At 57.1% G+C, this 12,824-nt stretch carries 11 protein-coding genes; 7 read left to right on the top strand and 4 right to left on the bottom strand.

Features of this window, described 5'->3' with window-relative positions:
• The first annotated feature begins 311 nt into the window (after nucleotides 1-311).
• The 5 genes from NH461_RS13475 to deoD all read left to right on the top strand — a co-directional run bounded on the left by NH461_RS13475 (nucleotide 312) and on the right by deoD (nucleotide 5,297).
• The gene (locus NH461_RS13475) at nucleotides 312-488 is read left to right on the top strand and encodes a XapX domain-containing protein (RefSeq protein WP_261602913.1); all 177 of its coding nucleotides are present in this window, start codon (nucleotides 312-314) and stop codon (nucleotides 486-488) included.
• Between the two features lie 404 nt (nucleotides 489-892).
• Nucleotides 893-1,666, top strand: a complete 774-nt coding sequence (gene deoC / locus NH461_RS13470) for a deoxyribose-phosphate aldolase (RefSeq protein WP_261600845.1) — start codon at nucleotides 893-895, stop codon at nucleotides 1,664-1,666.
• 231 nt (nucleotides 1,667-1,897) lie between these two features.
• On the top strand, nucleotides 1,898-3,229 hold the full coding sequence (gene deoA / locus NH461_RS13465) for a thymidine phosphorylase (RefSeq protein WP_261600844.1): 1,332 nt from the start codon (nucleotides 1,898-1,900) through the stop codon (nucleotides 3,227-3,229).
• 10 nt (nucleotides 3,230-3,239) lie between these two features.
• Nucleotides 3,240-4,460, top strand: coding sequence for a phosphopentomutase (gene deoB / locus NH461_RS13460; protein ID WP_261600843.1), 1,221 nt, complete (start codon nucleotides 3,240-3,242; stop codon nucleotides 4,458-4,460).
• Between the two features lie 111 nt (nucleotides 4,461-4,571).
• Nucleotides 4,572-5,297: a purine-nucleoside phosphorylase gene (gene deoD / locus NH461_RS13455; RefSeq protein ID WP_261600842.1), complete on the top strand. Its 726-nt coding sequence runs from the start codon at nucleotides 4,572-4,574 to the stop codon at nucleotides 5,295-5,297.
• A gap of 129 nt (nucleotides 5,298-5,426) precedes the next feature.
• Here the strand turns inward: deoD and NH461_RS13450 are convergent, their stop codons facing one another.
• The gene (locus tag NH461_RS13450; RefSeq protein ID WP_261600841.1) at nucleotides 5,427-6,041 is read right to left on the bottom strand and encodes a YtjB family periplasmic protein; all 615 of its coding nucleotides are present in this window, start codon (nucleotides 6,039-6,041) and stop codon (nucleotides 5,427-5,429) included.
• Nucleotides 6,042-6,136: 95 nt separating this feature from the next.
• On the opposite strand from NH461_RS13450, the gene serB reads away from it, so the two are divergent.
• Nucleotides 6,137-7,096 (top strand): phosphoserine phosphatase, encoded by a 960-nt coding sequence (gene serB, locus NH461_RS13445; RefSeq protein ID WP_261600840.1) that lies wholly within the window; start codon nucleotides 6,137-6,139, stop codon nucleotides 7,094-7,096.
• Between the two features lie 133 nt (nucleotides 7,097-7,229).
• On the opposite strand, the gene NH461_RS13440 is transcribed toward serB, so the two are convergent.
• Nucleotides 7,230-9,581, bottom strand: a complete 2,352-nt coding sequence (locus NH461_RS13440; RefSeq protein WP_261600839.1) for a PilZ domain-containing protein — start codon at nucleotides 9,579-9,581, stop codon at nucleotides 7,230-7,232.
• Nucleotides 9,582-9,728: 147 nt separating this feature from the next.
• On the opposite strand from NH461_RS13440, the gene radA reads away from it, so the two are divergent.
• The gene (radA, locus tag NH461_RS13435; protein WP_261600838.1) at nucleotides 9,729-11,114 is read left to right on the top strand and encodes a DNA repair protein RadA; all 1,386 of its coding nucleotides are present in this window, start codon (nucleotides 9,729-9,731) and stop codon (nucleotides 11,112-11,114) included.
• A 114-nt stretch (nucleotides 11,115-11,228) separates the two neighbouring features.
• Here radA and NH461_RS13430 read toward each other — a convergent pair whose 3' ends face one another.
• The gene (locus tag NH461_RS13430) at nucleotides 11,229-12,236 is read right to left on the bottom strand and encodes a M23 family metallopeptidase (RefSeq protein ID WP_261600837.1); all 1,008 of its coding nucleotides are present in this window, start codon (nucleotides 12,234-12,236) and stop codon (nucleotides 11,229-11,231) included.
• Between the two features lie 106 nt (nucleotides 12,237-12,342).
• Nucleotides 12,343-12,723: a PilZ domain-containing protein gene (locus tag NH461_RS13425; RefSeq protein WP_261600836.1), complete on the bottom strand. Its 381-nt coding sequence runs from the start codon at nucleotides 12,721-12,723 to the stop codon at nucleotides 12,343-12,345.
• Nucleotides 12,724-12,824 lie beyond the last annotated feature (101 nt).

The raw sequence follows: 12,824 nt of genomic DNA, 5'->3' as shown, positions 1-12,824 counted from the left end.
CTATCCACCCGACTCTGTTGCTATGCCTCTGCCTCTGCCTCTGCCTCTGCCTCTGCCTCTGCCTCTGCCTCTGCCTCTGCCTCTGCCTCTGCCTCTGCCTCTGTTTCTGAAAAAGCACAGCCACAGCCATCAACACCCTGGGTAAACATTTCCGGAACCGGCGGCAGGGAAAAGCCATAAAATCGATTGCGCTCCGATTTCTGCCACTCGGCATTGTTTACCATGGGCGGTAGTGAACAAGCGACACCTCAGGTGCAGCAGACTACACTTTTCTGGGTACTGTGACAGACAGAGAGAAGTGTATGAATGTCATGTATGAAGTTCTGCTGGCGCTCCTGGCCGGGTTTATCGTCGGGGTTTTGTTTTCAGCGATTAAGCTGCCAATCCCGGCACCGCCGGTACTTTCCGGGGTGATGGGGATCGTCGGGGTATACCTGGGCGCGATCGCTTACCGCTGGATTATCGAGCACTTTTTTACCTCCTTATGACGGAGGCGATACGCTGCAGATTGTGTTCTAGCGGTAAACAGATTGTCCACTATAGGAAACGTATCTTTGATGGTGGGGTGTTCATCAGCTTGCTATGATGGGCGGGAACCATCAAAGATTGACGGTGGCTGTTTCAGTAGATTTACGTCGTGATGAGATGTTTGTCACGATTTGCTGGATGGCACGACGGCAGGGTAACCCGGAGGGCCGGATATCCTGCGCGGTGAAAAGGAAATCAATCAGGTTATACATCTCGAAATGTCAGCCTGAGTCTTCAAGGAATCAAGTCCGCTCATTGAACTGTTCGCGATAGGCGCACCGTGTGCGGTGGCGCTACCGTTCGCCTCAGGCGGATGGAACAGTTTCTATAAGCTTGGTAGAAAATAACTGGACTGGAGATAGTCATGAGCGATTTAAAAGCTGCTGCACTGCGTGCACTTCAACTAATGGATCTTACCACTCTGAACGACGACGACACCGACGCCAAAGTCATCGAGCTGTGTAAGAACGCCAAAACCCCGGTCGGCAACACAGCAGCGATCTGCATCTATCCACGTTTCATTCCTGTAGCGAAAAAACAACTGCGTGAGCAAGGGACGCCGGAAGTGCGCATCGCCACGGTCACGAACTTCCCGCACGGTAACGACGATATCGCCATTGCTGTTGCTGAAACCAAAGCAGCAGTAGCTTACGGTGCTGATGAAGTCGATGTGGTTTTCCCGTACCGTGCCCTGATGGCCGGTAATGAAGAAATCGGTTTTGAGCTGGTGAAGCAGTGTAAAGCCGCTTGTGGTGACATCCTGCTGAAAGTGATCATCGAAACCGGCGAGCTGAAAACGCCTGAGCTGATCCAAAAAGCCTCTGAGATTTCGATCAAAGCCGGCGCGGACTTCATCAAAACCTCAACCGGTAAAGTGCCGGTGAACGCAACCCCGGAAGCGGCAGAAATCATGCTGACCGTGATCAAAGACATGGGCGTTGAGAAGACCGTTGGCTTCAAGCCTGCCGGTGGTGTTCGCACCGCTGAAGACGCCAAGCAGTTCCTGGGCATGGCTGACCGTATCCTGGGCGCTGACTGGGCCGACAACATGCACTACCGTTTCGGTGCCTCCAGCCTGTTGGCGAACCTGCTGCACACGCTGGGCGAAGGTGAAAAAGCTGCGGAAGGCGGCTACTAATCTTCCCTGAATCAGGTGGCTCCGCGCCACCTGATTTGTGATCCCCTCCGGATCCGTGACACAGAGACGGTTTCTGGTGGGGATGAATCCCGTGACTGTTTATCGATTGTGCTTGCCCCGCAGAGGTCTGAGCGTGGCACGAGTGCGACCGGACATTGTGAAGAGCGGGCGATTGCGCCCCGCCGGAAAATGGTCACCAGCCCTACACGCTTCTCTGATTGGGGGAATCCCATGTATTTACCACAAGAAATTATCCGCAAAAAACGCGACAACATTGAGCTGACCGCGGACGAAATCAACTTCTTTATTCAAGGCATTGCCAAAGACACCGTCTCCGAAGGCCAGATCGCCGCTTTCGCTATGGCCGTTTATTTCAACGACATGACCATGGCTGAGCGCGTGGCGCTGACCTGTGCGATGCGTGACTCCGGCATGGTGATCGACTGGAGCCACATGAACTTTGACGGCCCGATTGTCGACAAGCACTCCACCGGTGGGGTGGGCGATGTCACCTCGCTGATGCTCGGCCCGATGGTTGCCGCCTGTGGCGGTTATGTACCGATGATTTCCGGCCGTGGCCTGGGCCATACCGGTGGCACGCTGGACAAGCTGGAATCAATCCCGGGTTATAACATCACCCCGAGCAACGACGTGTTCGGTCAGGTGACCAAAGACGCCGGCGTGGCGATTATCGGCCAGACCGGTGACCTGGCCCCGGCGGACAAGCGTGTGTACGCTACCCGGGATGTCACCGCAACCGTCGATAATATTTCCCTGATCACCGCCTCGATCCTGTCGAAGAAACTGGCTGCCGGGCTGGGCTCTCTGGTGATGGATGTCAAAGTGGGCTCGGGTGCTTTCATGCCGACCTACGAAGCCTCGGAAGCGCTGGCCAAATCCATCGTGGCGGTGGCCAACGGTGCCGGCACCAAAACCACCGCGCTGCTGACCGACATGAACCAGGTGCTGGCCTCGACTGCCGGGAATGCGCTCGAAGTTCGCGAAGCGGTGCAATTCCTGACCGGTGAATACCGCAACCCTCGCTTATTTGAAGTGACCATGGCATTGTGTGCTGAAATGTTAGTAAACAGTGGTTTAGCCGACGATCTGACTCAAGCGCGCGAGAAGCTGCAAACGGTGCTGGACAACGGCGAAGCGGCCAAGCGATTCGGCAAGATGGTGGCTGGCCTGGGCGGCCCGGCGGACTTCATGGAAAACTACGACCAGTATCTGGAAACGGCGGACCTGATCAAACCTGTGTTTGCTGAGACCAGCGGTTATGCCTACGCCATGGATACCCGAGCGCTGGGAATGGCCGTGGTGGAAATGGGCGGCGGTCGCCGTGTGGCTTCCGATACCATCGACTACGCGGTGGGCCTGAGCGACATGATTTGTCTGGGCGCTGAAGTGAATGCCGAGACGCCGCTGGCCGTGATCCACGCCCGCACTGAAGCCCAGTGGGAAGAAGCAGCCAAAGCGGTTCGCGCCAGTATTACGGTGGCGGATGAGAAACCGGCTGCGACCCCGGAAGTTTATCGCCGTATTCGCCTTGACGATCTTTAATGGAGTACACATGAAACGTTCAATTATTCTGGTTCTTGACTCATTTGGTATCGGGGCCACGGAAGATGCCGTTGATTTCGGCGATGTGGGTTCGAACACCCTGGGTCATATCGCGGAGCGTTGTGCCCGTGGTGAAGCAGACAACGGCGAGCGCAGCGGTCCGTTGCACCTGCCGAACCTGACCAAGCTGGGTCTGGGTAAAGCATGTGAAGAGTCTTCGGGTGTATTCCCGGCGGGCCTGGATGCCGATGCAGAAATCACCGGTGCTTACGGTCACGCCAAAGAGCTGTCTTCGGGCAAAGATACCCCGTCCGGTCACTGGGAAATTGCCGGTGTCCCGGTGCTGTTTGACTGGGGTTACTTTACCGATCACAGCAACAGCTTCCCGAAAGCGCTGCTCGATCGTATTGTTGAACGTGCTAACCTGCCGGGCTACCTGGGTGACTGCCACGCTTCCGGCACTCAGGTGCTGGACGATTTGGGCGAAGAGCACATGAAGACCGGCAAACCGATCTTCTACACCTCGGCCGACTCGGTGTTCCAGATCGCCTGTCATGAAGAGACTTACGGCCTGGATAACCTGCTGGAACTGTGCCAAATCGTGCGTGAAGAGCTGGAAGAGTACAACATCGGCCGCGTGATCGCCCGTCCGTTTATCGGCCCGGGTAAAGGTCAGTTCGAGCGCACCGGCAACCGTCGCGATCTGTCGGTTGAGCCGCCGTCAGCCACCGTACTGCAAAAGCTGGTGGAGGAGAAAAACGGTGAGGTGGTCTCGATCGGGAAGATCTCTGATATCTACGCCGGTTGCGGCATCACCAAGAAAGTCAAAGCCACCGGGATCCCGGCGCTGTTTGACGCCACCATGGCAGAGATCAAGCAAGCGGGTGACAACACCATCGTGTTCACCAACTTCGTTGATTTCGATTCCGCTTACGGCCACCGCCGTGATGTGGCCGGTTATGCGGCCGCGCTGGAATACTTCGACAAGCGTCTGCCGGAAATTCTGGAGCTGCTGGCCGAAGACGACGTGCTGATCCTGACCGCAGACCATGGTTGCGATCCGACCTGGGAAGGCACCGACCACACCCGTGAGCACATCCCGGTGCTGGTCACCGGTCCGAAAATCAAAGCGGGCTCACTGGGTCGCCGTGAGACGTTTGCCGACATCGGCCAGAGCCTGGCAGAATACTTCGGAATTTCAGATATGGACTACGGCAAGTCGTTCCTGTAACGCTGCCGGTCGCGGTTTCGGAGGATGACGTCTATCCTTCGAAACAGCACTTTCGATTGCAAACTTGTGTTGAATCATCAACATTCAACAGAAAACAGTAAGGAATAAACAATGGCTACTCCTCACATTAATGCTGAAAAGGGTGATTTTGCTGACGTTGTACTGATGCCGGGCGATCCGCTGCGTGCCAAGTACATTGCAGAAACCTTCCTGGACGATGCGAAAGAAGTCTGTAACGTGCGCAACATGTTCGGTTACACCGGGACCTACAAAGGCCGTCGTATTTCCGTGATGGGTCACGGTATGGGGATCCCGTCGTGCTCGATCTACGGCACGGAGCTGGTCAAAGACTACGGTGTGAAGAAAATCATCCGTGTGGGCAGCTGTGGTGCGGTGCGTGACGATGTGAACCTGCGTGATGTGGTGATCGGCATGGGCGCCTCTACGGACTCGAAAGTGAACCGTATTCGCTTCGGCGATCACGACTTCGCGGCGCTGGCTGATTTCGACATGGTGAAGCACGCCGCGGCAGCAGCCAAAGCGAAAGGCATCGAGGTTAAAGTCGGTAACCTGTTCTCGGCGGATCTGTTCTACAACCCGGATTTCGAGTTCTTCCAAACCATGAAGCAGTACGGCATCCTGGGTGTGGAGATGGAAGCGGCCGGTATCTACGGTCTGGCAGCTGAGTTTGGTGCCAAGGCACTGACGATCTGTACGGTGTCGGATCACATCCTGCGCGGCGAAGCAACCACCTCTGAAGAGCGTCAGCTGACCTTCAACGAGATGATTGAGATCGCGCTGGAATCTGTTCTGCTGGGTGACGCTGAAGAAGCGTAATCGCAGCGTAACGGAGCTGGTGATCGAAAAAGGGCTTGCCGGATGGCAAGCCCTTTTTGGTTGTTGGATTTTTTGATTGCTGAGTTTTTGGTGGCTGAGCTGTTGGGTACTCGGGGCCGATGTTGGCGCTTAGTCCTGCTTGTTCGAGGTCAGCAGGAACGGGAAGTGCCAGATATCCTTGCGGCGGCCGAAGGTATAGGCCAGCAGGAAGCCAATCATCAGCCCGGCCAGGATCAGGGCGCGAATGGTGTTGGTCATGTAGTCGACCTGGCTGGCGGCTTTTTCCAGTAACCGGCCTTGTTCTAAGGTGATCCGGACAAACCCGACGACCTGATCTTCGGTCATGATCGGCTCGACGACCTGTTGGCGGCCAAAGCTTGCCACTGACAGCGGGGTCGACATGCCGGTGACCTGCTCCAGCGGCATGGCCTCTTCGGTCTGTGCGACCGTCACCCCTTCCAAATCATAGATGCTGGCATCGAGGATCAATGGCTCCTCAGACAGCCGCTGCACCAGGGCTTGCAGCTTGTTCTGATCTTTGTCCAGCATATCCTGGGCAGCCGTCGCGGCCGCTTGGCGGACGACCATGCGTGACAGCGTCTGGGTTTGCTCGCTCAGGGCGCGGTAGTTACGCAGGTTGAGATCGGCGCCGTATTCGAGCATAGCGACCAAGCCGCCGAGGCTGGCAGCCAGCACCAGCACCTGCCAGAAGCGCCGCAGGCGCATTTTTTTCAGAATCATCATAACCGTGTCTATGGAACTCTAACCGAATGTCATATTGGGACTTGCCCTGATAAATTGCAATAGGGTACTTTGATAGCAGTGATTCTCAAACATGGATGTCCCAAGTGCTTACAGTAAAAAAACATACCACCCTGCATACCCAGTTTCCGCAAGTCGTGAGTGCCTCGAATCTGGCGCGTCAGCGTGCCCATACCCTGGTGTATGGACGCCGGATCACGGCGGAGCTGGTGGATCTGATCGGCGCCCATCAGGGAGAGCCGTTGCAGGTGGTCGCGGCCTGGAAGGTCGGGCCGTACGATGCGTTGCTGCTCGGTGATGCGTTGTCGGCGTCGTTGATCGAGGCGCTTATTCATTATGAACTCGATTTTGCCGATACGCGCGATTTACCGGATCTGTCCGAGCCGGGTGTGGTGGTGATGGACATGGACTCGACTGCGATCGAGATTGAGTGTATTGATGAGATCGCGGTGCTGGCCGGGGTCGGTGAGCAGGTCTCGGCCGTCACCGAGCGGGCGATGCAGGGCGAGCTGGACTTTGAACAAAGCCTGCGTCAGCGGGTAGCGGCGCTGGCCGGGGCCGATGCTGCGATCCTTGAATCGGTCCGTGCTGAGCTGCCGCTGATGCCGGGGCTGCCTGAGCTGGTGAAGACTCTGCAGCATTATGGCTGGAAAGTGGCGATTGCTTCCGGCGGGTTTACCTATTTCTCGGATCACCTCAAGGAGACGCTGGCATTGGACTATGCCCGCTCGAACACCCTGGAGATAGTCGACGGCAAGCTGACCGGCCAGGTACTGGGCGCGGTGGTGGATGCGCAGGTGAAGGCCGATATTCTGCATATGCTGGCCGAAGAATATGACATCCCACCGCACAACACAGTGGCCATTGGGGATGGGGCCAACGATTTGTTGATGATCAAGGCGGCCGGACTGGGCATTGCCTACCATGCCAAGCCGAAGGTGCAGGCGGAAGCGCCGAGCAGCATTCGCCATGCCGATTTGGGCGGGGTGATGTGTATTCTGTCGGCGTCACTGCTGCCGCAGGGGATCGGCTGGTAATGCCGAAGGGGTTTGACTGGCAGGGGACTGGCTGATAACCCCGATCCGCTCAGAAGACGATAGCTGGAAATAACCGGGGCGAGTGAATTCACTCGCCCCGGTTATTTATATGCCCATATGGCACTGCCGCGATTCAGACGATTTCGAGCCGGATCAGCACTTCATCGCTGATGTCATAGATCTCGCCGCAGCCGATCAGGGAGGTGAACTCGTTTTCCAGCGCCCGGGCCCGGTGCAGGGTCATTCGGGCCAGCTCGCCGAGCTCGATGCCGGTCAGGGCGGTCATCGGCTCTAACACCGGGACGGCCGTGACCCGCAGCGCCATGAATTCGCCTCTGGCCCGGGCCTGTTTGATGAACTGGATCCGCTCATCAATACTCTCAAACTCGTCAATGAGCTGGCTCTTGAGCCGCGTCACCTGATCGCCCTTGCGCTCAATCCACAGATACAGCTCGTGAATGTAGGGCTTGCGGATCTCCACCGGGCGCATCGGCTCGGCCAGCATCCGGTTGAGGCGGTTTTTGAAAATCGGCTCCAGCGAAAACAAACTGCCGCCGGCGACCTGGTTGAACAGTTTCGGTAGCTTCGGTAGCGGGAAGTTGCAGCCGAACGCCTTGAGCTTGATCTTGTGGTTTTCTTTTTCCGTAAAATACGGAATGGTATTGAGCCGGGTCAGCAGCATCTGGTGCATCGCCAGCAGCAGCTCCCCTTTGGGCAGCGGCTCAGCCACCAACGGCAGGGCTCGCTCATTTTGTTGGATCAGGCGGCGCAGGTATTGCTCCCCCTTCATGGCAATTGCCCCGCTGCCGGTTGTCATCTGGATATTGGTGAAATCCGGACTGACCCGCACCACGGTGTAGGGGATCTGGCTCAGCGGTGCCTTCTTGTCCCGCTTTTGCAGCTCGTCGAAGGTGATTGACACCTTGTCGCCCCGCTTGATCGGCAGGGGATAGTTGAGGTTCAGGTTCAAGCCGTGGATCGACAGGTCGACACTGGTGCCTTCCACCATCGGGTGCTCCTCGTGCTGCATCAGTACCCTGGTTTCAAACTGAAACCGTGACTCGCTGCGCTGCGGCTTGGGATCAAAGAAAATGGCATTGGCCGTCGCCACCGGATTGCGCGGGTGGCGGTAGTTTTGCAGGACTTTGCCCGGCAGACTGGGTTTAACCGCCAGGCGATAGTCCGGCTGGGCGTGCTCGTTGGTCAGATCCTGCAAAATCCCGATGTGGGTCAGCTTGTTGAGCTGCTCATACATGTCCGGGGCAATTTCCTGTAACCGCTCCAGATCGTCCGGGCTGATCGGCTGGATGGTCAGGCGACTGACACGCCAGCTCTTGCGGGCGGCCCCGATATGCCAGAACAGGTGGCGCTGCTCCTTGGTCAGCTCCGGCAGCGCAGCAGAGTAGAAGTAGCTCTTGTTGTCATGCTCGTGGCTGAAGCTGTAAATCAGCGTGCTGCACTGTTTGAGCCCCGGTTTGCCCAGGCTGGCCATACGCTCTTTGGACAGCAGGTGGTTGATCACCGGTTGGTTGCGCTCATCGTGCCAGCCGTCCCAGATATGGCGGTTGTGGTTGGTCAGCAGGCAGTACTTGAGCTGGTCCCCGGCAAAGAACAGCGGCATGCTGGTGGTATGCTTGAGATAGCAGTGCTCGTAGCCTTTGGTACGCACCTGGATCACGCGGTCGTCGTAGTTTTTCCGGGTCCGCTGCTGCGGGGTCTGCTGGCTGCGGTCAATGGCTTCGCGGATGGCGGTATTGTCACTGATCCGTTTCAGTCGCAGCCACCGGAAGCTGTCGTTATCCTTGCTGTCATCAATGCCGACAATTCGGTACTCGGTTTCCAGGTTGAGGCGTTTGTCGCGATAGTCTTCTGCCAGCTTGGGAAAAGTGGCCTTGATGGTTTGCCCCAGGGCGTATTTAAACGCGGACGGGACTTTGAATTTGGCGCCGGAATAGGACAGATCCGATGTGGTGCCATGGACGTGCTGGTTGAACGGCAGCAGCAGGTTGACCGGCGTGCTCATACGCAGCCGGTTTTCCTGACGGGTCAGGTAGTGGCCAAAGCGGATCAGCGAGGCGTCAAACTGGGTATCGCGCAGGGGCGTGCTGGTTTCCGTGACGGTTTGTTTTTGCTGCTGGTGCAGTACCCGGAAGTTATTGCGGGTATTCATCAGCGCTTCATACAGGCCGACCCGGTATTTGCCGCCGAACACTTTGATCCGCTTGTGATAGGTATTGAGCGCGACGTCATCGAGCCAGTGTACTAAGCCGTTGAGCTCATAGGGGCGGCATTCACCGTTCACCCGACCCCGGAGATCGACGATCTGGTAGCAGGGCGCCATGATCCGGTTCAGCTCCATTTTGATCTGGAGTTTCATCGGGCCCGTGGCATCTTGCGTCATCATCTGGAAGACGTCATCGAAATCTTCGCTGTCATAGACGGGAATGAGCTGTTCAATCAATCCTTTTTGAGTATCCGGCAACATAGGCTTTTTGATATAGGAGTCCTTCCGTTATTATCTGCATTTTGCAGCAAAAGTTTAGCGCAGTAGTAACATTTATGACGTTACGCTGTTTTTAATGTGTTTCCGGTCAATAATTGGCTGGAAAATAAGACAAAATATAGGTGAGACATGGCAAAAACCAAGCGCGCATATGTATGTAGTGAATGTGGTGCCGATTTCCCCCGCTGGCAGGGACAATGCAGCGCCTGTGCCGCCTGGAATACCATTACCGAGTTCACGATCCCGAAAACCCGTGCTGCGGTCGGCGGCGCGCCGGCGGCGACCAGCAGTTATGCCGGTTCGGCGACCAAGGTCCAGCGCCTGTCCGAAGTGGAAAGCAAAGATCTGCCGCGCTTTACCTCCGGGATTTCCGAACTCGATCGGGTGCTGGGCGGCGGCATTGTACCGGGCTCGGTCCTGCTGCTGTGTGGCGATCCGGGGGCCGGGAAATCCACCCTGCTGCTGCAAAGCATCGGCTCGGTGGCGGCCACCAAACCATCGCTGTATGTCTCGGGGGAAGAGTCGATTCATCAGATCTCCCAGCGGGCCAAGCGACTGGGCACACAGAACCTCGATAATATCAATGTAGTGGCGGAAACCTCGGTGGAGCAAATCCTTCACCATGTCACCCAGCAGAAAGCCGAGTTTGTGATCATCGACTCGATCCAGACCATGACCGTGGCCCACAACGAATCGGCTGCCGGCAGCCCGAGCCAGGTCAAGGAATCGGCGGCGGCGCTGACCCGGTTTGCCAAGACCGAAGGGGTGACCTTCATGATTGTCGGCCATATCAACAAAGACTCGAACGTCGCCGGGCCGATGCAGCTGATCCACATTGTCGATGGCCTGTTTGCCCTGTCTTCCACGTCGGATGAAAAATTCCGGGTGCTGCGGACCTCGAAAAACCGTTTCGGTGCCGATTCCGAGTCCTGCTTCTTTGCGATGACGGAAACCGGCATGAAGCAGGTGAAGAACCCGTCGGCGATCTTCCTCAGCCGCTCGAACAAGAACCATGCCGGCTCGGTGTGTACCACGCTGTGGGAAGGTACCCGGCCGCTGCTGGTGGAAGTGCAGGCGCTGTGTAACAGCTCGGTGACCGAAGTCCCGCGCCGCCTGACAGTGGGTTATGACGCCAACCGCCTGGCGATGTCGATTGCGGTGCTGGCCCGCCACGGTGGGGTGATGCTCTCGGACATGGATATTTTTGTGAACTGTGTCGGCGGGATCAAGATTGACGAAACCTCGGCGGATATGGCGGTGTTGCTGGCGATTTTCTCCAGTTTCAAGAATGCGCCGCTGCCGCAGGACGTGCTGGTGTTCGGCGAGCTGGGCCTGAACGGTGATATCCGTCCGGCGGCCAACGGCATGGAGCGGATCCGCGAGGCGGCTAAGCAGGGCTTTACCCGGGCGATTGTGCCGAAAGCCAACTTCAGCCGCCAGATCAACGGCATTGACATTATTCCGGTCGAAGATCTGAAAGAGGCGCTGGAAGCCTTTGAGCGGGTCGCGATGTAAGTGCCGCGGCGGTGATTCTGCCGCTGAAAACAGTAAAGATTAAAAAACGAGAGCCTAAACGAGAGCATAGTGTGCTCTCGTTTTTGTTGGTGGGCAGCAATAGCGGTTCCGGGGCTATTGTATCGTCGCATCGCTCCCGGCTGCCGGCTCGCCGACCGGCTGGTTGCTGGCGGTAGTGATGGGCCGGGTGTCGACCGGGGCCTGGGTCAGCTGAACCTGCATCGAGACGATGGTGTTGACCATCTCCAGCAGGGAAGCCCACTGAACCGTGGTTTCTTTCTCGAACAGGGTATCGAAGCTGTCCGGGGTCCATTCGACAAATGGCCGTGGGTTGAGCGCCCGGCCCAGGAAGCGGATCTCATAGTGCAGGTGCGGGCCGGTGGATAGGCCGGTATTGCCGGACCAGCCGATGAGCTCGCCTTTGCGCACGAACTGGCCGCGCTTGACGTTAAAGCGGCTCAGGTGCGAGTAGGTGCTGGCAAAGCCCAGTGAATGGTTGAGCTTGATAAAATTACCTGAGCCTTTTTTGCTCGGACGCACGGCTTCAATCACGCCGTCCGCCGGGGCATAGACAGGGGTGCCGGTGTTGGCGGCAAAGTCCAGGCCGCGGTGGCGCCGGCGTTTGCCGGTGACCGGGTGGACCCGGGTACCGAAGCCCGATGACATGCGGATCCCCGGGGTCGGACTGCCGTTCGGCAGCAGGCGGAACAGGGTGCCCCGCACCGCAGAGCTGACGGCGGCACTGTTGACGCGCTGTGCCAGCGGCACATCTTCGCCGTCGCCTGATTGCAGCCCGAGGATGGTCTCGACATCATCGACCCGCTGGGTCAGGGTTTTGAGTGCGTGTTTCTTTTCTTCCAGCTCCTGGGTCAGGCTCTGGTTGGCGGCATTTTCTTCCGATAACGATGCGATCAGCTCCTGGGTGCGGAAGCTGAGCTGGCTCAGTTGGTGGCTGGCCGCCTGGTTTTGCAGATAGAGCTGATAGACGCTGTAGCTGCCGGCCCCCAGCATGAGCAGAAACGTGCTGAAAAACAGGATGAGATTGCGTTTATTGTAATGGTTCAGCCAGTCCCGGGCAGTAACGCGCTGCGTCGGGGTTGACGGTCGATGGTTGTCGGACATGGTTTATGGTTGCTTTTATTTTGTTTTTGCCAGGGATGTTGCTGTTGTCAGCATTTTTATTGTTATTTGTGCCAGGAGTTGTTGTGACGCGAACGCCTGTTTTGCACTAGGGGTTGTGCAGGTCGGCCAGGTGTTCAAGCTCGCGTTTGAGCAGCGTATCGGTCCCGACGTTGAGTTCGACGAGCCGTTTGAGGTGACTGACACTGTCAATATCAAAATGGTGGATCTGCAGGCGCAGATAATGGCTGTCGTGGTGGACCAGCCGGGTGTCCATGGTCAGGGTGATGTCGCTGTCGTGGAGGGTGAAGCGCACGCGGTAGGTTGGATCGGTTGTCGTGTCGGCTTCAGGTGCCCAGTCAGGCGGGCAGGTGAGCAGCACCCCTTGCAATGACAAATCACGCACTTCTGCCGTCCAAACACGTGTCCCTTGCTGAAGCTCAGCCGGTGCTTGGTATAAAATACGGATAAAGTGTCGACGTTCGGTCATATGCAGGACTTATTGATGTTTTTATCCGCTTAAGTGTAATGAATATTGAGACTTTTCTCCAGAAAATAGCTCACAAAATATGCCGTCCCGGCGCAATTTTG

Source organism: Photobacterium sp. TY1-4 (genome assembly GCF_025398175.1).
Classification (GTDB): domain Bacteria; phylum Pseudomonadota; class Gammaproteobacteria; order Enterobacterales; family Vibrionaceae; genus Photobacterium.
This window is presented reverse-complemented; position numbering and strand designations above follow the sequence as displayed.